General features: G+C 65.1%; 14 protein-coding genes. 4 read left to right on the top strand and 10 right to left on the bottom strand.

Annotated elements, in window-relative coordinates; genetic code table 11:
- Positions 1 to 39: 39 nt before the first annotated feature.
- The 4 genes from F8O06_RS03870 to F8O06_RS03855 all read right to left on the bottom strand — a co-directional run bounded on the left by F8O06_RS03870 (position 40) and on the right by F8O06_RS03855 (position 6631).
- Positions 40 to 474, bottom strand: a complete 435-nt coding sequence (locus F8O06_RS03870) for a pyridoxamine 5'-phosphate oxidase family protein (protein ID WP_158037626.1) — start codon at positions 472 to 474, stop codon at positions 40 to 42.
- 45 nt (positions 475 to 519) lie between these two features.
- Positions 520 to 1773: a transglycosylase gene (locus F8O06_RS12150; protein ID WP_192496831.1), complete on the bottom strand. Its 1254-nt coding sequence runs from the start codon at positions 1771 to 1773 to the stop codon at positions 520 to 522.
- Between the two features lie 162 nt (positions 1774 to 1935).
- Positions 1936 to 4962: an FAD-binding and (Fe-S)-binding domain-containing protein gene (locus tag F8O06_RS03860; protein WP_158037625.1), complete on the bottom strand. Its 3027-nt coding sequence runs from the start codon at positions 4960 to 4962 to the stop codon at positions 1936 to 1938.
- Positions 4963 to 5113: 151 nt separating this feature from the next.
- A complete protein-coding gene (locus F8O06_RS03855; RefSeq protein WP_192496830.1) occupies positions 5114 to 6631 on the bottom strand; it encodes a L,D-transpeptidase family protein in 1518 nt (505 codons plus the stop codon).
- A gap of 218 nt (positions 6632 to 6849) precedes the next feature.
- Between F8O06_RS03855 and valS the strand changes: the two genes are divergently transcribed.
- A complete protein-coding gene (gene valS, locus F8O06_RS03850; RefSeq protein ID WP_225733380.1) occupies positions 6850 to 9495 on the top strand; it encodes a valine--tRNA ligase in 2646 nt (881 codons plus the stop codon).
- Between the two features lie 825 nt (positions 9496 to 10320).
- Here the strand turns inward: valS and F8O06_RS03845 are convergent.
- Complete coding sequence (locus F8O06_RS03845) at positions 10321 to 10938, bottom strand: hypothetical protein (RefSeq protein WP_158037623.1); 618 nt, start codon at positions 10936 to 10938, stop codon at positions 10321 to 10323.
- Positions 10939 to 11102: 164 nt separating this feature from the next.
- Here F8O06_RS03845 and F8O06_RS03840 point away from each other — a divergent pair, with 164 nt between their 5' ends.
- Complete coding sequence (locus tag F8O06_RS03840; protein ID WP_158037622.1) at positions 11103 to 12191, top strand: radical SAM protein; 1089 nt, start codon at positions 11103 to 11105, stop codon at positions 12189 to 12191.
- A gap of 79 nt (positions 12192 to 12270) precedes the next feature.
- Here F8O06_RS03840 and F8O06_RS03835 read toward each other — a convergent pair whose 3' ends face one another.
- On the bottom strand, positions 12271 to 13611 hold the full coding sequence (locus F8O06_RS03835) for an MFS transporter (protein WP_158031092.1): 1341 nt from the start codon (positions 13609 to 13611) through the stop codon (positions 12271 to 12273).
- 116 nt (positions 13612 to 13727) lie between these two features.
- Between F8O06_RS03835 and F8O06_RS03830 the strand changes: the two genes are divergently transcribed.
- Entirely contained in the window at positions 13728 to 13991 is a 264-nt protein-coding gene (locus tag F8O06_RS03830) for a hypothetical protein (protein WP_158031091.1), read from the top strand.
- Entirely contained in the window at positions 13984 to 14775 is a 792-nt protein-coding gene (locus tag F8O06_RS03825; RefSeq protein WP_158037621.1) for an alpha/beta hydrolase, read from the top strand. Before F8O06_RS03830 ends, F8O06_RS03825 begins: the two co-directional genes overlap by 8 nt.
- 4 nt (positions 14776 to 14779) lie before the next feature.
- Here F8O06_RS03825 and clpX read toward each other — a convergent pair whose 3' ends face one another.
- The 4 genes from clpX to tig all read right to left on the bottom strand — a co-directional run.
- A complete protein-coding gene (gene clpX, locus F8O06_RS03820; protein ID WP_158031089.1) occupies positions 14780 to 16051 on the bottom strand; it encodes an ATP-dependent Clp protease ATP-binding subunit ClpX in 1272 nt (423 codons plus the stop codon).
- 60 nt (positions 16052 to 16111) lie between these two features.
- Positions 16112 to 16765 (bottom strand): ATP-dependent Clp protease proteolytic subunit, encoded by a 654-nt coding sequence (locus F8O06_RS03815; RefSeq protein ID WP_158031811.1) that lies wholly within the window; start codon positions 16763 to 16765, stop codon positions 16112 to 16114.
- A 107-nt stretch (positions 16766 to 16872) separates the two neighbouring features.
- Entirely contained in the window at positions 16873 to 17472 is a 600-nt protein-coding gene (locus F8O06_RS03810; RefSeq protein ID WP_158037620.1) for an ATP-dependent Clp protease proteolytic subunit, read from the bottom strand.
- Between the two features lie 216 nt (positions 17473 to 17688).
- Positions 17689 to 19066: trigger factor (gene tig, locus F8O06_RS03805; protein WP_158037619.1), on the bottom strand; the 1378-nt coding region annotated here is incomplete at its 5' end.

The raw sequence follows: 19066 nt of genomic DNA, 5'->3' as shown, positions 1-19066 counted from the left end.
TCAGTCCGAGCCCGCAGAGGTCACGGAGCGCCCCTGCGATCAGGCCGCGCCTTCCGGTTCCGCCTCCGGCTCTGGCCCGAAGACGAAGCGACGACCCGTGATCTCGCTGACCACGATGCGCACGACGTTCTCTTTGACGGTCGGCACCCACGGCCTGAGCCCGGCCTGTTCGGCCGCTTCGATTGCGCTCTCAGAGGTCAGCACCTCGGCGGTTCCTTTGGCCACGACGCTCCAACCGCCGGTCTCGGTGTACTGCTCTGTCTGGAAGGCGACCTTCGGGTTCGCCGTCACGCCGAAGAGCTTCGTGCCGGGAGCGGTGCGCAGCAGGAGGCTGCGGTCGCGAACAGCGTAGTTCACGGGCAGCACCTCAGGGGCATCGTTGACGATGAAGCCGAGGTGGCCGAGGGTGTTCCTGGTGAACAGCTGCCATGCCTCGTCTTCGCCGACTCGAGTGATCACTGTGTTGTCTTCCATACATCACATGTACACCCTGTGGTGGGAAGAGTCCACTCTGAGCGGTCAGTACCAGCCGGTCGACTGAGAGTGGCCCCAAGCGCCGCAGGGCGTGCCGTAGCGACCGCGAATGTAGCCCAGCCCCCATTCGATCTGCGTCTGAGCGTTGGTTCTCCAGTCAGCTCCGACGGAGCCCATCTTGCTGCCCGGCAGAGACTGCGGAATGCCGTAGGCACCGCTGCTGCGGTTCTCAGCGTTGACCTGCCACCCTGACTCCTTCTGCCAGAGATTGACCAGACAGACGAACTGGTCGTTGCCCCAGCCCATCTGGGAGATGCGCGACTGAGCGTACGCCTTCGCCGCAGCAGGCGACGAGCCACCGCTCGGCGCTGGGGCCGGAGCTGGTGCCGGTGCAGGCGAAGGAGCCGGTGCCGGCGTCGGCGTCGGCGCAGGAGCGGGAGCGGGAGCAGGACGGTTCGGTACAGCTGGCGTCTGCGGCTGAGTCGGCGCGCTGCTGCTGGCTGGCGCACTGTCGGAGGCTGCGGCCTGCGGCTGGTTCGATGCGGCGATCGAGGCCGCCAGCTCACGCTGTCGTCGCTCCTCGGCCTCCTGCGCCGCAGTCGTGCGCTTGATGTCGGCAAGCTGCTGCAGCAGCCCCTGCTGTTGAGTCTGCAGAGCGCTGACAGCCGCGTCAGCCGAAGCGGATGCCGCACTCGCGGCCTGAGCGTCGCTCTCGGCTTCGCGGGCGAGACGCTCGCGTTCGGATTCGACCTGCTGCTGCTGGTCGGTGAGCGCCTGGAGCTCACTGGCTCGCTGCCCTGCCTCGGTCATGCGCTGATCGGTCTGCTGCGAGACCTGCCCGAGTGTGGTCAGCCGCCAGAGCGCGGCAGAGGGATCGCGACTGGTCACGAGCTGCCCCGCCGGGTCTGTCTCCATCCCGGTGCCGCGCGCGAGCTGCTGCACTGCGGAGGTGCTGTTTCGACGAGCTTCGTCGGCGGCGGCGCGAGCGGTGTCGATCTGGCCCTGCAGCGCCGCCACCTGCTCTGTGGCCGTGGTGAGGGCCTGTTGGGCGTCGCTCGCATCGCCCTGTGCGCGTACCGCGGCGTCACCGGCTTCGTCGGAACGCTGCTCGAGATCATCGAGCTGCCCGTTGATCGCGTCGATCTGCGACTGGGTGTCACCGGCGGCGTCGGCACGGGCGAGAGGCAGGTCGACCCGCCCGGGGGCGAACGACGAAGGGGTGACCGCGAGAGCGGTCGCCAGCGTGCACGCAGCCGCAGACCCTGCCGCCCAGCGCAGCGGTCGTCGTCTCGAGGTCATCCGGTCTCTCACTCTCCTGCAGCAATGTGTCGTCAGACCGGGTGAGGCGAGAAACGTGCTCAGCTCGTCACGACGACACTCTCGACCCTAGTCAACCCATGCTGTGTTCGCATCTGCGCCCCGAAGCCAGAGCGGGCGACCACAGAGATGCTCCCGCCCCTGTCAGTACCTCAGGTGCAGTCCGTCGGCCAAAAGCTGGGCGAGCGCCCGCCCGTCTTTGTCCGCGAGGTTGTCTGCCTGAGTGCGACACGAGAACCCGTCGGCCAGGTAGACGTAGTCACCGCCGCAGCTCTGGTCGGCCTCGCGCAGCGCCGGCAGCAGAGCGTTCTCGGCGACGGCGACCGAGGTCTCGTAGTGCCCTTTCTCCATGCCGAAGTTTCCGGCGAGCCCGCAGCAGCCGGCCAGCTCGGTGAACTCGACGCCGGCACGTTTGAGCAGCGCACGATCTGGGGCGAACCCGATCACCGAGTACTGGTGGCAGTGCGGCTGCACCACTGCCGTGGTGCCGTGCAGATCGGGCAGCCGCCAGTCGGGCCTGGGCCCGAGAGGGGCGGGGGCACTGAGCAGCTCAGAGAGGGTGAACACATGGTCAGCGACCACCTGCGAACGCGGATCGTTCGGCAAGAGGTGCAGCAGGTCGCTGCGCAGCACCGCCGTACACGAGGGTTCGAGCCCAAGGATCGGAATGCCGCGAGCCGCGAACGGTCCCAGCTTGCCCAGCAGATCCTCGAGCCGAGACTTCGCGCCGTCCAACTGGCCGGTCGTGATCCAGGTCAGCCCACAGCAGGCGTTGTCCGGCGGCAGCACCACCTCATAGCCGGCGTCTTCCAGCACGGCGACGGCCGCCCGTGGAATCTCCGGCGCGATGCCGTTGCTGAACGAGTCGGTCCAAAGTACGACCGGGGTGCGAACTCCAGCCCGCCGCGCCGCCACCGCGCCCCGCCGCGCGTCACTGTCTGCGGCATCCACAGGAAGCATGCCCGTCGCCGCCCCTGCTCGCCCGCCCACCGACGCGACCCAGTCGACATCGGTGAAGAAGTCATGCGAGCGTCGTCGACCGTCGCGCTTGAGCCAGCGCCCGAACTGCTGGGGGGCGAAGCCGGGCATGCGCCGACGACGATCCATGCCGCCGCCTCGGATGATCGCCTGCTGCACGCCGGGCACTTTCATGATCGCGTTGACCGCTGCCGGAGCGATGCCCACCAGGCGCAGCCAGCGCGGCAGCCAGCCCAGCGAGTAGTGCGATATGGGCCGCACCCGTCCCTTGTGTTTGTGGTACAGCACCTCAGACTTGTACTGAGCCATGTCGATGCCGGCCGGGCAGTCGCTCGAGCAGGCCTTGCACGAGAGGCACAGGTCGAGCGCGTCGGCCACCTCGGGGGCATCCCACCCGCCGTCGACCAGCGTGCCTCGGATCATCTCTTCCAGCACACGAGCGCGGGCGCGCGTCGAGTCTTTCTCGTCTTTGCTCGCCTGATACGAAGGGCACATGAACCCGCCGGCGGCGCGCATGTCGGCGCGGCACTTGCCGACGCCCATGCAGCGGTGCACCGCCGTCGAGAAGTCGCCGTGATCGCTTTCGAACGAGAAGCCGCCGGATGCCGGCACCGGCCCGGCGTTCGGGCGTCGCACGTGCTCGTCGATGGGATCAGGATCGACCAGCACGCCCGGGTTGAGCAGTGAATCGGGATCGAACACGCCCTTGACCCGGCGAAAGAGATCGATCGCGTCAGCGGAGTACATGCGCGGCAGCAGCTCGGATCGCGCCCGACCATCACCGTGCTCTCCCGAGAGCGAGCCGCCGTAGGTCGCCACGAGATCGGCGGCGCGCTCCATGAAGTCGCGCATCACCTGCGGGTCGCGATCAAGCGGGAAGTCGATGCGGATGTGTGTGCAGCCATCGCCGAAGTGGCCGTACATCAGACCGTCGAGTCGGTACTCCTTCATCAGCGCGTCGAATCGACGCAGATACTCGCCGAGGCGGGCGGGCGGCACGGCGGCGTCCTCCCAGTTGGGCCAGGCCTGCTCCCCTGCCGGCGTGCGACCACCGAGGCCTGCTCCATCTGCTCGGATGCGCCACATCGCGGTCGCATCGGGCCCTGGTGGGAAGACCGCGACCTCATCGCTTGCGGATGCCTCGGCGAGCTGGTGGGCGCGCTCGCGAGCATCGGCCTCGTCGACGCCGCCGACCTCGACCATCATCCAGCCGGCGCCCTTGGGCAGGTCGGGCACCGCACCGTCGCCTTTGTGCTGGCGCACCACGTCGACCAGCCTGGAGTCCATTCCCTCGATGGCCAGCGGCTTCAGCGGCAGAAGATTGACCACGTCGTCGGCCGCCTCGAACATGTCGGGGTAGCCCAGGACGACGAGGTGTGGGGCGGTCGGCACCGGCACCAGCCGAATGGTGGCCTGCAGGATCACGCACAGCGTGCCCTCCGTGCCCGCGAGCATGCGTGCCAGATTCTCTTTGCGCTCGGGCAGCAGATGCTCGAGCGAATAGCCTGACACCTGGCGGCCGAACGTGCCGAACTCTCGACGGATCGTGGCGAGACCGCCGTGAACGATGTCACGCAGCTCGGGAAACTCGTCGAGCCCGGTCGAGGCCGTGAACCGACGACCGGTGCCATCCACCACATCGAGATCGATCACCTGGTCGGCGCTGCGACCCCAGGCGAGCGCATGGGGGCCGCAGGCGTTGTTGCCGATGGAGCCGCCGATGGTGCAGCGCGTCCATGTCGAGGGATCTGGCCCGAAGCGCAGCCCATGCGGGGCGCCGGCCTTCTGAATCGCGGCGAGCAGCACACCGGGCTGCACGACGGCGGTGCGGGCTTCGGGATCAAGCGAAAGGATGCGATTGTAATGCCGAGAGGTGTCGAGCACGACGCCTGGGCCGATGGCGTTGCCTGCGATCGACGTGCCGGCTCCGCGCATGGTGACCGGCAGCTGGTGCGATCGGGCGATGCGCATGACCGCGACGATGTCTTCGGCCGTGCGAGGAAAGACAACCGCACGTGGAGCCACGCGATACACCGAGGCATCTGACGAGTACTCGGCCCGGCGGCGTGTGCCTGAATCCACATCGGCCGCACCACCGCTGAGCACACCCGCGATCTCGGCGACGACGTCAGCATCCAGCGCTGCAACATCCGCCGGTGGTCGAAGCACCGGGGGGCCGGCCAATGTCGACATGCGATCTTCCTTTCGAGACTCCCCCGTGCGTCGTGGAATGAGTTTCGCGCTCATGCGCGCACAGCTCGAATCTTACAATGCACGCGACGAAGCGATCGGCGAGCGCACTCCCCAGACCTGCGAACCGCGCTTTCGAAGCCGGTTCGTCGAATCAGTAGTGCACTGAGACCGGAGTGCCGATCGGTGCGAAGTCGTAGACCGTCTTCGCGTCGGCCTCGCGCAGGTTCACGCACCCATGGCTCATGTCTGAGATGCCGAACTGGTTGTGCCAGTAGGTGCCATGCAGAGCCTGGTCACCGTTGAAGAACGTTGACCACTTGACGTTCGGCGTGCAGTAGTCGTACTGCGGCGTGCAGCCCATACTCTGCACCGTCGTCTTGTACCAGACCTTGTAGTTGCCGACCTTGGTCGACGTCTTCGCCGCCTGCATCGCCCCGGAGTTCGTCTGCAGACCGGGAGACATCGGGAAGGTCGTGACGACCTGGCCGTTCTCGATCAGCGAGGCCGAGCGCGATGCGAGGCTGATGTCGATCTTGCGGTCGACGGTCTTGGTCTCGAACGGCACTTCTGTGACCGGCAGGTCGAACGAGCTGTCGCCTGTGGCGGCCTTCGCGGCGACGTCTTCAGAGAATGACGACACATCGCCCAAGGTCTTGCCTGTGCTGCCAGGCACGAGCACGACGTTGGCGTCAGAGGCGAGCACGGTCTGCGTCTTGGGCGTCGGGTCGAGCTTCGTGGGTGCGTTCTGTTCGACGAAGTCACTGATGGCCTTGGCGTCGTAGACCGCGGTGAACTGGCCGTCGCGGTCAGAGATCTTGACCCACGACCCGACTGTGACCGCATCGGCCGTGATCAGCGGCTTGCCAGCGGCCTGGAAGGTCATCTTGCGCACGAGATGCTGAGCCGTGGGCAGAGCGGCCTGAGCCTGTTCGTCGGTGATCGTGGGCTGCACCTCACTCTGGCTCACGCGTTGGGCTGATGAGTCGCCGTTGGCGAAGGAGTTGAGGAACGCAGTCTGCACGGCGGCCGCGTCGACTCCTTGGCCGGCCTTCCCGGGAACGACCGTGAATGAGGCCTTCGCCGGCTGATACTCCAGGCTCGGTTCAGTGACCGTGTATGCCGCTGGCCATGCGTCAGAGAAGAATGTGCTCTCTGCGGCTGCATCGGCTGAGACCTGCGGAGAGACGGTCGAGGCGTTGTTCCAGCGCCAGAACTGCCATGCCGGCTGACCTGCGATCACGTCATGCGCTGTCTGCTGCGCATCGATCTGCAGCCCCAGGTCGGCTGCGCTGACCTGCTGCTGAGTGCCGTCGAAGCTGAACGGCACCGAGTGCTGATCGAACTGACGTTGAATGGTCTGTGCCGCCTGTTCGCTGGTCTGACCGCCGAGATCTGCGCCGGCATACGTGACGCCAGGAGCGACGTGGTCAGCTGAGTACCAAGCCCCAAAACCGAGGGCGGCCAGAACGAGCACGCCCACCCCGCCGAGAATGAACGGCGCCTTGCGACGGCGCTTGCGACCAGGCCCCGTTGTGCCAGAACTGCGGTCGGCTCCTCCTGCGGGCGGCATGCCGCCTGCGGCCGCGACATCGATCAGTTGGGTCGTGGGCTTGGCTTCCGGAGTCATCCCCGTGCCCGTGCCTCGATCCAAAGTGACGTTGTCCCCCATGGGCATGCTTCCTCTCGCCGTGCAGCCTCGCAAGCGAGACGGGCACTGATGTCTGTCGAATCATATTAGTACAGACAACCAAGCTCGACCGTGGACGAAACGCCCATGTGTATGCTGAATTGGATCGACGTTTCGTCGACTCGTATCCGACATTCAGGCACACAGCAGCCCATTTCGGCTCATGACGCGGTGCCGCACATACTGAAGGAGCACCTCAGGTGACCGATTCCGCTGCCAACGGCATCCCCGACAAACCCGCACTCGAAGGCCTCGAGCAGAAGTGGAACGCCAAGTGGGATCAGCAGGGCACCTTCCACTTCGATCGCGATGCCGCCAAGGCCAAGGGCGTCTATTCGATCGACACGCCCCCGCCCACCGCATCCGGCTCACTGCACATCGGCCACGTCTTCAGCTACACGCACACCGACGTGATCGCACGGTACCAGCGCGCGCAGGGCAAAGAGGTCTTCTACCCGATGGGCTGGGATGACAACGGCCTGCCGACCGAACGACGCGTGCAGAACTACTACGGCGTGCGCTGCGATCCCTCGCTCCCTTACACTCCAGACTTCGTTCCCCCGTTCGAAGGCGGCGACGGCAAGAGCGTGAAGGCCGCCGATCAGCAGCCCATCTCGCGTCGCAACTTCATCGAACTCTGCGAGCGCCTGACCAAAGAAGACGAGAAGCAGTTCGAGCAGCTCTGGCGCTCCGTGGGGCTCTCGGTCGACTGGAACCAGACCTACCGCACCATCGGCGACGAGTCGATCACGGCCAGTCAGCGTGCATTTCTGCGCAATGTGGCGCGCGGTGAGGCGTATCAGGCGGATGCTCCCACGCTTTGGGACGTCACCTTCCGCACGGCGGTGGCACAGGCAGAGCTCGAAGACCGCGAGCGCGACGGCGCCTATCATTCCCTGGCCTTCCATGGAACGGGCGCACATGACGGCGAAGACGTCATCATCGAGACCACTCGCCCAGAGCTGCTGCCTGCCTGCGTCGCGCTCGTGGCGCATCCCGACGACGAGCGGTACCAGAAGCTCTTCGGCACCACGGTGCGCACGCCGCTCTTCGGCGTCGAGGTGCCGGTGCTCGCCCACCGTCTCGCCCAGCCCGACAAGGGATCGGGCATCGCGATGATCTGCACCTTCGGTGATGTCACCGACGTGGTGTGGTGGCGCGAGCTGCACCTGCCGAACCGCACCATCATCGGCCAGGACGGTCGCGTCATCGATCTGAGCCCGGAATGGATCACCGACGAGCAGGGTCGCGACGCCTTCGCTCAGCTCGTGGGCAAGACGGTGTTCTCAGCCCAGAAGGCCGTCGTCGCGGCACTCCAGGAGTCGGGCGAGATGCTGGGCGCACCCAAACCGATCAAGCATCCGGTCAAGTTCTTCGAGAAGGGCGATCGCCCGCTCGAGATCGTCAGCACGCGCCAGTGGTACATCTCGAACGGCGCGGGCGACGAGAAGCTGCGTGCCACGCTGAAAGAGCGCGGAAACGAGCTGGAGTGGCACCCGGCGTTCATGCACGTGCGCTACGACAACTGGGTCGACGGTCTCAACGGAGACTGGCTGGTGAGTCGTCAGCGCTACTTCGGCGTGCCGATTCCGGTCTGGTACCCGATCGATGCCGAGGGCGTCACCGACTATGAGCATCCCATCGTGCCCGACGAGTCGCAGCTTCCGGTCGACCCCTCGTCGCAGGCGCCCGCCGGCTTCGACGAGTCGCAGCGAGGACAGGCCGGCGGCTTCGTCGGTGAGGTCGACGTACTCGACACCTGGGCGACCTCCTCGCTCACTCCGCAGCTGGCCGGCGGCTGGGAGCGCGATCCTGAGCTCTGGGACCTCGTCGCACCCTATGATCTGCGCCCTCAGGCGCAGGACATCATCCGCACCTGGCTGTTCTCGACCCTGCTGCGCAGCGAGCTCGAAGATCACCGCCTGCCGTGGTCGCACACCACGATCTCGGGCTTCATCGTCGACCCCGACCGCAAGAAGATGTCGAAGTCGAAGGGCAACGTCGTCACCCCGCTGAGCCTGCTCGAGCAGTTCAGCTCGGACGCCGTGCGCTACTGGGCGGCTGCCTACAAGCTGGGCACCGACGCTGCGTTCGACCCGCAGAACCCGAAGCAGATCAAGGTCGGCCGCCGTCTGGCGATCAAGATTCTGAACGCGGCCAAGTTCGTGCTCGCCTTCGGTCAGGCGTCCCAAGGAACGCAGGCGACGAACCCGCTCGACATCAGCCTGCTGGCGACGCTGGCAGAGGTCGTCGAGCAGTCGACCAAGGCTTTCGACGCGTACGACCATGCTCGTGCGCTCGAAGTGACCGAGTCGTTCTTCTGGACGTTCTGCGACGACTACATCGAGATCGTCAAAGAGCGTGCCTACGGCGCGGCCGGCGACGCTGAGCGAGACTCGGCTCTGGTCACCCTGCAGACGGCACTCGAGGTGCTGCTGCGGCTCTTCGCGCCGTTCATCGTGTACGCAACCGAAGAGGTCTACAGCTGGACGCACGACGAGTCCATCCACCGTCAGCCCTGGCCGACTGCCGCCGAGGTGCTGACTCCTGCGGCTCGCCCCGCCGAGCCAGCCGATGCTGCCGGCGACGATATCGACGAGGGCGGCGTGTTCGCGGCGGTTAGCGATGCGCTGATCACCTTCCGTCGAGCGAAGACCGAGGCGAAGGTCAAGATGCGCACCCCGATCGTGACGGCCACGCTGCACGGGCCGGCAGACCGCATCCAGCAGGTCGCTCTCGCGCTCGACGATCTGCGTTCGGTCGCCAAGGCAGAGCAGATCGTGCTGGCCGAAGACGGCGAGCAGTTCACCGTCAGCGATGTGGAGTTCGGCTCGCTCGACCAGTAGGCGGTCTGTGGCCGGCCGAGTTGAGAGGCGGATGCTCCGTGGCATCCGCCTCTTCGCCCATCTGTCGCTGTGATTCCGGCCGGGCTGTCACTTCCGCGAGGATCTGATGTTCATGTCAGATCCTTGGGTGGCCAGAATGCTGTCCATGGATCTGTTCATTGTCCAGTGAGGCTGGGTATCCGTGAACCGTCTGGCAGTTCCTGCTGGGAATATGTCGGGGTGTCTGGTGGGCAGGCGACGCGGGTGAAGGCGTCGGCGTGTGCTTGGGTCCCGAGGGTGACGGGGATATTGATGCATGTCCGTGCCTCCGTGGGTGCGTCAGGATCTTGGCGGGGTATGTGCCAGGGGTCAGCGGAACCGATACCGATAAAAACCACGAGGTGGAATAGGGAATGCTGGTCGTCCAATGATTCGACGGACAGCACACCGTAATACACAGAGTCCCCACTGGCGACTTCTGGAGTTCTCAGCCAGTTCAGGACATCAGATTCCGTTGTGCTCAAAGGCACACCAGAGCCAAGCTTTCCTGCATCAATCGCTCGGTTCATACCTCCTACCAAGTCCTCGGAGAAATAATTGATCTTCCGCAGCTCGCTCGGGCTTGGAGCAGGGGGATCGTCATCAGAACAACCACTCAAACAGAATGTCGCAGCGAGAACAGACACGAAGACCGCGCACAACCGCGCAACACCAGCGCACCAACGACGACACGGCATACTCATCACCTCTTGTTCAGGTGTCGGGGTACAGAGTTCAGGCGATCAGTCGCCGGCTGCACGAATGACGAACGCAGACGGCATCGCCTCGATCCTGCACGCAGACTGACTAGAGTCCTGCTTGTTCGGCAGTCGCGGGCAGCTTTGGTGGCCCGGCGCTGACCTCTTCCTCCATGGCGGCGAAGTCACCCCTGCGCGCGGGCTCAACGACTGCGTGATACCAACCGTCCGGGTTCGCATGATACTGAGTGGTCTGAGGGAGCGAAGTCCACTCTTTCAACTTGTCCAACGCCTTTTGCAGAGCGTCAGAGTCGCCTTCTCTCTGCGCTCTGACGGATTCTGCCTCCCACGCCCAGGCATAGAAGGAAAGTGCCTGCCCGACTCCCGTTCCGGCCTCGTACGTCAGCTCGACCTCACCGGCCCCGACCCCTGCAGACGATGGGTCTGTGGCGAAATCACTTCTGACCACCATCTCGGACAGTGAGGGCCATGAAACACCGTCTGGCAGCTGCAGGTCATTCGCAAGGCTGCCTTGGATCGCCTGTGTGTATTCGTCCTCGACTGAGGATAACGGCCCGGAGCTGGAGGGCACTTCTTGCTCTTGCGCCTCTTGCTCTTGTGCTGCTTGCTCTGGCGCAGCCGAATGCGAACTCAGCAGGAACACGGCGACTCCGATGACCACAGCGAGGAACCCGAGAGCCCCCAGAATGACAGACACTCTTCTCATATTCCCCACCCCTTTGACCTGCCCGCGACACCCGCAGTACGCACACTAGCAGAACCGAGCTTCCGAGCCGCTGACCGCAGGCACACGTTGGGCCCGTCTCGGTCTTCGTAGCGACGAGCGACGACCAGCTTGACGATCATTCGAATATATGTTCGAATCACATCATGCGCTGGCATGCACAAGAGACGGCACACACCGACCTCGATGCTCTGAGCGGACTCGACCGCATCGAAAGCCTCAGCGAGGTCACCCACGAAGTCCGCACCCCAGGGTTCGCAGACCTCGTCTACCACGAGGTGCTCGCACGTTCCGCGCTGAACCGTGTGCCAGACGCGAGCAGCGAGTTTCCCGGGGCCTACACGATCAATCCCTATCGCGGCTGTTCGCACGCGTGCATCTACTGCTTCGCTCGGGGCAGCCACCGGTACCTCGACTTCGACACAGGTCACGACTTCGACACGCAGATCGTGGTCAAGACGAACATCGTCGAACGCCTGCATCAGGAGCTGCGCACCTCGCATGTCGGCCGCGTGCCGTTCGTGATGCTCGGTTCGAACACCGACCCATATCAGCGCTGCGAGGGTCGCTACGCACTGATGCCCGGTATCTACCGCGAGCTCGCGCAGGCAGGCATCGGCTTCTCAGTACTGACGAAGGGAACGCTGATCAGACGCGATCTGCCGCTGCTCTCCGAACTCGCGACACAGGTGCCGGTGAGCGTGTCGATGTCGATTCCCATCGTCGACGACCAGCTGCGCCAACAGTTCGAGCCGGGCACCCCGAGCGCTCAGGCTCGACTGCGCACAGTATCCCGTGCGCGTGATCTCGGCCTCGACGTCGGAGTGTTCCTGATGCCGATTCTGCCACTGCTCACCGACAGCCGGTCAAGCCTGATGCACACTCTTCAGACTGTCGGAGAAGCCGGTGCCCACCGCGTGCTCTATCAAGTGCTGCACCTACGCCCCCACGTGCGCCCATGGTTCATGCGCTGGCTGCGGGAGTATCATCCCGACCTTGTCGACAGGTACACCGAGCTGTACCCGAAGGGAGACCGAGCGACCAGCGACTACCGGCGCCACCTCGCAGGGTTGATCAAGCCGTTGATCTCGTTGTATCGGCTCGACGGCTCTCAGCCTGGGGCACAGGCTGCTCCCATTCCCCGAGCACCTCGGCCGCAGCACCGGCGCGCAGCGAAGACGCGCAGCCGATCCCCGCTGGCGACTGACGCATCCGCGGTACCCACGCTGTTCTGAAACAGCTCACCGGAGTCAGCTCAGCTGAACCGCACACTCCTGTGCAACGCTCAGCCACGCCTCGACGTCGAGCAACGGGTCAGTGGTACTCGACGTCTTTCGTCTCGGGCGCGAGACGAATCGCGACCAGCGAGATCAGGCACATCACGGTCAGGTAGATGCCGACCCAGAATGCGCTGCCACCACCGAGGCTCCACAGCCAGACCGCGATGAACGGAGCCACTGCGGCACCGACGATCGCCGAGAGGTTGTAGGCGATGGCCGACCCGGTGTAGCGCACACGCGTCGGAAACAGCTCGGGCAGCGTCGATGCCATCGGCCCGAACGCGAAGCCGGTGAGCGAGAAGCCGACCACGAGAAAGACGATCAGCCCGGCGAAGCCGCCGCCGAGCAGCGGGCCGAACACGATGCCGAAGACCGCCATCGCCACGTTCACGATGGTGTTCAGCCGGCGACGACCGATGCGATCGGCGACGATGCCGCTGAGCAGCGTCGTGATCGTGAAGAAGACGCAGCCGAAGATCAACAGCAGAATGAACGTGCTGCGGTCATAGCCGAGACCGCCGGGCGTCTTTGTGGCCGGAGTCGTCCCGAAGGTCAGTGCGAAGGTGTTCACCAGATAGAACACTGTGTAGGTCGCCGCCATCAGGAAGGTGCCGATCACGATCTCGCGCCAGTAGCCCGTGAATGACGTCACGATGGGCTGCTTCTCGATCTCACCGCGGTCGACCACCTGTTGGAAGGCCGGAGCCTCGACCAGACGCAGCCGCACCCACAGGCCGATCGCCACCAGAGCGATGCTCACCAGGAACGGCACTCGCCAGCCCCAGCTGAGGAAGCCCTCTTCATCGAGCCCGAGCGCCAGCCACAGAAACACCAGGTTCGCCAGGATGAAGCCGAGCGGGGCTCCCAGCTGTGGAAAGGTTCCCCAGAGCGCACGCTTGGCCTTCGGCGCGTTCTCTGTCGCCACCAGGGCCGCGCCCGACCATTCGCCGCCGAGGCCGATGCCCTGGCAGAAGCGCATCAGCGCGAGCAGCGCCGGCGCCCAGTAGCCGATCTGGGCGTAGGTCGGCAGGCAGCCGATGAGGAACGTTGCGATCCCCATGAACATGAGTGAGGCGACGAGTGTGCCCTTGCGGCCGATGCGGTCGCCGAAGTGGCCGAAGAGCAGCGAGCCGAGCGGGCGCGCCAGAAACGCGACGCCGAAGATCGCGAACGACGAGAGCAGCTGCACGGTGTGATCGGGGTTGTTCGGATCATTCGGAAAGAAGAGCACCGGAAAGACCAGCACCGCGGCAGTCGCATAGGCATAGAAGTCATAGAACTCGATCGTGGTGCCGATCAGGCTGGCGACCAGCACGCGTGCGCGTGAGTTGCCTGTGGTCTGCGTGCCGGGTGCCGGCGACGTCGTCGTGCTCATATCTGTGACTCCTGAATTGGGTTGCGACCGCTGCCGGCGACCTCCACAGGTCACCGTCGGCCGTGAAACAGGGTACCCTACGACGCAGAGAAGACCGCTGATGACGGAAGGATCTCATGCAGATCGGCACCAGATGGAACGTCGGAGTGACTCCCCCGCTCGCCCTGCCCGACCCGATGCTGGCCGCGATCAGCGAGGTCGAGGCGGGCCTCGAACCGACACAGCGCGAACGCTGGTCGTGGACCTTGACCTGGCTGGAACGTCACCCCGTGGCCGAGCTCGACGACGGCACGACCATCAGCTGGCTGCCTGACATCGGTGAGGTGACCGTCGACCGACTCGACGAAGACGACGACGTCAACGGAGGCCCCTATGCCTGAACCGTCAGCACACCCCAATGCACGGCCGCAGCATCCGCTCGACCAGTCGGGCGCATCGCAGCCGACTGCGCCCCAGACAGCCGACTCGCGTCGAACCGCTGTGCTGAGCATCGACGACCGCCACACGCTCTGGAACGTGTCGCCCGAAGACCGGGCAGAGGCGCTGGCCACCCGACCCCTGCTGCTGATGCTGCACGGCTGGGGCGCGCGTGAGTCCGACATCCTGCCGTTGGCCAGCAGCCTGCCGCCCGAGTTCGTCGTCGCCGCGCCGCGTGCGCCGCTCGACGCGGGCAACGACTATGGCTTCGCCTGGTACCCGATCGCGGCTCTGCGTGAGCCTGCCACGGGCGGCGACCAGACCGATGCGCGCCCGGCGGTGGATGCACTGGTGCGGTGGCTCGACGAGGTCGCGCCGGTCGGCTCCCGCAGCGCGCAGGTCAGCGTGCTGGGTTTCTCGCAGGGCGGGCTGATGACGACCGAGCTGCTGCGCACGCACGCGCACCTGCTGCGTGCCACGGTGAATCTGTCCGGGTACGTCGCTCAGCAGCCGCGTGAGCTGGATGAGCTCCTGCGCGTCGAACGCCCGCCGGTGTTCTGGGGTCGCGCTGACCGAGACCCGGTCATTCCGCCGCACCTGACGCAGTTCACAGAGCAGTGGCTGCCCGCGCACAGCGCACTGGACGAGCGGGTCTATGCCGGCATCGGCCACGCGGTGAGTGCGCAGGAGCTGTCAGACGTCTCGGCATTTCTCGACGAGCACGTGCTCACGGAGTCGCAGGGCTGACCGGTCAGGCGGTCTTCTCAGCGGCGCGCTCGACCTCTTCGTGTGTGAAGACCTGCACCGAGTCGGTGCCTTCGACGGCCGCGGCCGTGACGAGGCACTTGGCGATCTCGTCGTTGCCGGGCACTTCGTACATCGCCGGGCCGAGCACGGTCTCGAGAATCGCACGAAGTCCGCGGGCGCCGGTCTTGCGCTCGACCGCCTGATCGGCGATCGCCGTCAGTGCGTCGTCGGTGAAGGCGAGATCGACGCCGTCAAGCGCGAACATGCGCTCGTACTGTTTGACCAGAGCGTTGCGCGGGCCGACCAGGATGTCGATCAGCGCGGCGCGATCCAGCGCGTCGACAGTGGTGAGCACGGGCAGACGACCGATGAACTCTGGGATCATGCCGAACTTGCGCAGGTCTTCTGGCTCGACCTCAGAGAGGATGTTCACTCGATCGGCCTCGGTCGACAGCGGAGCGCCGAAGCCGACGCCGTGCGCGCCGGAGCGATCGGCGATGATCTCTTCGAGCCCGGCGAACGCGCCGGCCACGATGAACAGCACGTTCGTCGTGTCGATCTGGATGAACTCCTGGTTCGGGTGCTTGCGGCCGCCCTGGGGCGGCACCGACGCGACGGTGCCCTCGATGATCTTCAGCAGAGCCTGCTGCACGCCCTCGCCCGAGACGTCTCGCGTGATCGAGGGGTTCTCGGCTTTGCGTGCGATCTTGTCGATCTCATCGATGTAGATGATGCCGTGCTGCGCGCGCTCGACGTCGAAGTCAGCGGCCTGCAGCAGTTTCAGCAGAATGTTCTCGACGTCTTCGCCCACATAGCCGGCCTCTGTCAGCGACGTGGCGTCGGCCACGGCGAACGGCACGTTGAGTCGCCGAGCCAGCGTCTGAGCCAGATATGTCTTGCCGCAGCCGGTGGGGCCGACCATCAGGATGTTCGACTTCTGAATCTCGACGGGTTCGCTCTCGTCTGTGCTCGCGCCCGCCGCACGAATGCGCTTGTAGTGGTTGTAGACAGCGACGGCCAAATCGCGTTTGGCCGTCTGCTGCCCCACCACGAACTCGCCCAAGAACGCGAAGATCTCTTTCGGCGTGGGCAGTTCGGTCTGCTCGACGGCAGGCTGCTCGGTGAGCTCTTCGTCGATGATCTCGTTGCAGAGCTCGATGCACTCGTCACAGATGTAGACCCCGGAGGGCCCGGCGATCAGCTTGCGCACCTGTTTCTGGCTTTTGCCGCAGAAAGAGCACTTCAACAGATCAGACGTCTCACCGATGCGCGCCATACTCGCCGTTCCTTCCTGATGTCATCACACGAGCCTAGTCGCTGCCGCAGACACTGTGTGTCAGGCGGGGCGCTGCGTCTTTCGCGTCGTCAGCACCTGGTCGATGAGGCCGTACTCCAGCGCCTGCTCGGCCGTGAGGATCTTGTCACGATCGATGTCTTTGTGCACCTGCTCTTTGGTGCGGTTGGAGTGCAGCGACAGCGTGTCTTCGACCCAGTCACGCATGCGCATGATCTCAGCGGCCTGAATCTCGATGTCTGAGGCCTGTCCGTGGCCGCCCTCGCCGCCGACTGCCGGCTGGTGGATGAGGATGCGGGCGTTGGGCAGTGCGAGGCGCTTGCCGGGTGCGCCTGCGGCCAGCAGAACTGCGGCTGCCGAGGCCGCCTGCCCGAGGCAGATGGTCTGCACTTCGGGGCGGATGTACTGCATGGTGTCGTAGATGGCGGTGAGAGCCGTCAGCGAGCCGCCGGGCGAGTTGATGTACATCTGGATGTCTCGCTCGGGATCTAGGCTTTCGAGCACGAGCAGCTGCGCCATGACATCGTCGGCAGAGGCGTCGTCGACCTGCACGCCGAGAAAGATGATGCGATCTTCGAAGAGCTTCGTGTACGGGTTCTGACGCTTGTAGCCGTAGGCGGTGCGCTCTTCGAACTCGGGCAGGATGTACCGAGACGAGGGCATCTCGACGCCGCTGGGCACGCCGCCGAACGGCATGCCGACAGGGGCCTGGGAAAGGTTGGGGAATCTCATCTGCATGCCCATCTCTCTGCGGTGCTGCCCGCTGTGTGACTGGTGCTGGTCGCCGAACTGGTCTGCCATGCTCACTTCTCCTCCGACTTGTGCGCCGTGCCGCCGCCACCGGAGACATTGAGAGCCGCCGCCTGGATGTGATCGACGAAGCCGTATTCCTTGGCCTCTTCGGCGCTGAACCAGTGGTCGCGGTCGCCGTCGATGGCGATCTGATCGACGGTCTTGCCGGTCTGCTCGGCGGTGAGCTCGAAGAGGCGACGCTTCATGTCGCTGATCAGCTGTGCCTGAATGGCGATGTCTGACGCCGTGCCGCCGAAGCCGCCATGCGGCTGATGCAGCAGCACGCGCGTGTTCGGGGTGGCGTAGCGCTTGCCCTTCGTGCCGCTGGAGAGCAGGAACTGCCCCATCGAAGCGGCCATGCCGATGCCGACGGTGACGATGTCGTTCGGCACGAACTGCATCGCGTCGTAGATGGCCATGCCAGCGGTGATCGAGCCGCCGGGCGAGTTGATGTACAGATAAATGTCAGCGTCTGGGTTCTCGGCGGACAGCAGCAGGATCTTCGCGCAGATCTCGTTCGCGTTCTCATCGCGAACCTCGCTGCCGAGCCAGATGATCCGCTCTTTCAGCAGGCGTTCGTAGACCGATGCCTGCCCTTGGGGTTCTGCCATCTCCACTCTCCATTCCTCAGCGCGCCTCGACGGCGCAGGTGCCATGACGACACTCGAAGCTTCGTCGGCCCCGAGAGAGGCCGACATGTATGAATCTACTGGAATCCCCCGTCTTCGTTCGCGCTGTTCGCCGTCGGCAAAAGCTCGCCGTGACAACGCAAAAGCGGGGTGCGCCACAGTGGGCGCACCCCGCTTTTGCTGCGAGTCGACGGCGAACTACTCGGCGTCGGTCTCTTCTGCCTCAGCAGCGGTCTTGGCCGCGGCCTTCTTGGCCGGAGCCTTCTTCGCTGCGGCTTTCTTCGCCGGTGCCTTCTTCGCAGGAGCCTTGACCTGATCGAGGGCGTCCTCGGCAGACTCGTCAGAGGCGGGCGCTGCCGTCTCAGCCTCGGCATCCTTCGGCAGGTACTCGCTCAGGTCGACGGCGTTGCCGTCGGTGTCGACGACCTTCACCTTGCCGAGCAGGGTCGAAATCGCCTTGCTGCGCGAGATCTCGCCGAACAGGGCCGGAAGCTGACCCTGCTCGCTGATGATCTTGAAGAACTCGTTGGGCTCGATGCCGTACTGCATCGACTGCTGCACGAGGTACTGCGAGAGCTCGTCCTGCCCCAGCTGCACCTGCAGGTCGTCGACGACCTTGTCGAGCAGCAGCTGAGTGCGGATGCCGCGCTCGACATCAGGGCGAACCTCCGCTGCGTGCGGATCGTCTTCGCTCTTGCCCTCCTGCTCAAGATGAGCCTTGACCTCGGCGTCGACGAGATCTTCGGGAAGGGGAAGCTCGACCTTTTCGAGCAGCGCCTCGACGAGCTTGCCACGGGCCTGACCGACCTGCTCGGTGCTCTTGCGCTTCGCAGCCTCGTCTTTCAGGCTGTCGCGCAGCTCGGCGATGGTGTCGTACTCGCTCGCCAGCTGAGCGAAGTCGTCGTCAGCCTCAGGCAGCTCGCGCTCCTTGACGGCGTTCAGCGTGACCTCGATCAGAGCGGTCTCGCCCTCGTGGTCACCGCCCACGAGCTTCGACTCGAACGTGGTGGTCTCGCCTGCGGTCAGCGTCTCGAGCGCCTCGTCGATGCCGTCGAGCAGCTGGCCCGAACCGATCTCATACGAGATGTTCGATGCGTCGTCGATGACTTCGTCGTCGATCTTGGCCTGCAGATCGATCGTCGTGAAGTCGCCCTTGGCAGCGGGACGCTCGACCTTGGTCAGCGTCGCGAACCGCTCGCGCAGGTGCTCCAGCTCTTCGTCGACGTCGGCGTCGGTCACAGCCGCAGGCTCGACCTCGACGGTCACATCGGCGACGTCAGGCAGTTCGAACTCCGGGCGCACGTCGACCTCGACCGCGATCTTCAGATCGCCCTGCAGCGTCTCGACGTTCGGCAGCTCGACGATGTCGGCGTTGGGGCGACCCAGCGTCTTCACATCGTGCTCACGCACCGCACTCTGGTAGTAGGTGTCGAGGTTGTCGTTAATCGCCTGCTCGATGACGGCACCGCGGCCGACACGCTGGTCGATGATCGGAGCAGGAACATGTCCCTTGCGGAAACCAGGGATCTGGATGTTCTTCGAGATCTCTTTGTAGGCCTTCTCCAGTGCAGGCTTG

This window comes from Pseudoclavibacter sp. CFCC 14310 (assembly GCF_008831165.1).
Taxonomy (GTDB): Bacteria; Actinomycetota; Actinomycetes; order Actinomycetales; family Microbacteriaceae; genus Pseudoclavibacter_A.
Note: the sequence above shows the minus strand (reverse complement) of the source record. Positions and strands in the feature narration are given on the sequence as shown.

What these genes read in the sequence shown, in the direction of transcription:
- F8O06_RS03825 (WP_158037621.1), top strand. Translation starts at nt 13,984, where the DNA reads ATGCCTGAACCGTCAGCACACCCCAATGCACGGCCGCAGCATCCGCTC.
- clpX (WP_158031089.1), bottom strand. Translation starts at nt 16,051, where the DNA reads ATGGCGCGCATCGGTGAGACGTCTGATCTGTTGAAGTGCTCTTTCTGC.
- F8O06_RS03835 (WP_158031092.1), bottom strand. Translation starts at nt 13,611, where the DNA reads ATGAGCACGACGACGTCGCCGGCACCCGGCACGCAGACCACAGGCAAC.
- F8O06_RS03815 (WP_158031811.1), bottom strand. Translation starts at nt 16,765, where the DNA reads ATGCCGTTCGGCGGCGTGCCCAGCGGCGTCGAGATGCCCTCGTCTCGG.
- F8O06_RS03870 (WP_158037626.1), bottom strand. Translation starts at nt 474, where the DNA reads ATGGAAGACAACACAGTGATCACTCGAGTCGGCGAAGACGAGGCATGG.
- F8O06_RS03860 (WP_158037625.1), bottom strand. Translation starts at nt 4,962, where the DNA reads ATGTCGACATTGGCCGGCCCCCCGGTGCTTCGACCACCGGCGGATGTT.
- F8O06_RS03840 (WP_158037622.1), top strand. Translation starts at nt 11,103, where the DNA reads ATGCGCTGGCATGCACAAGAGACGGCACACACCGACCTCGATGCTCTG.
- F8O06_RS03845 (WP_158037623.1), bottom strand. Translation starts at nt 10,938, where the DNA reads ATGAGAAGAGTGTCTGTCATTCTGGGGGCTCTCGGGTTCCTCGCTGTG.
- F8O06_RS03810 (WP_158037620.1), bottom strand. Translation starts at nt 17,472, where the DNA reads ATGGCAGAACCCCAAGGGCAGGCATCGGTCTACGAACGCCTGCTGAAA.
- F8O06_RS03855 (WP_192496830.1), bottom strand. Translation starts at nt 6,631, where the DNA reads ATGGGGGACAACGTCACTTTGGATCGAGGCACGGGCACGGGGATGACT.
- F8O06_RS03830 (WP_158031091.1), top strand. Translation starts at nt 13,728, where the DNA reads ATGCAGATCGGCACCAGATGGAACGTCGGAGTGACTCCCCCGCTCGCC.
- F8O06_RS12150 (WP_192496831.1), bottom strand. Translation starts at nt 1,773, where the DNA reads ATGACCTCGAGACGACGACCGCTGCGCTGGGCGGCAGGGTCTGCGGCT.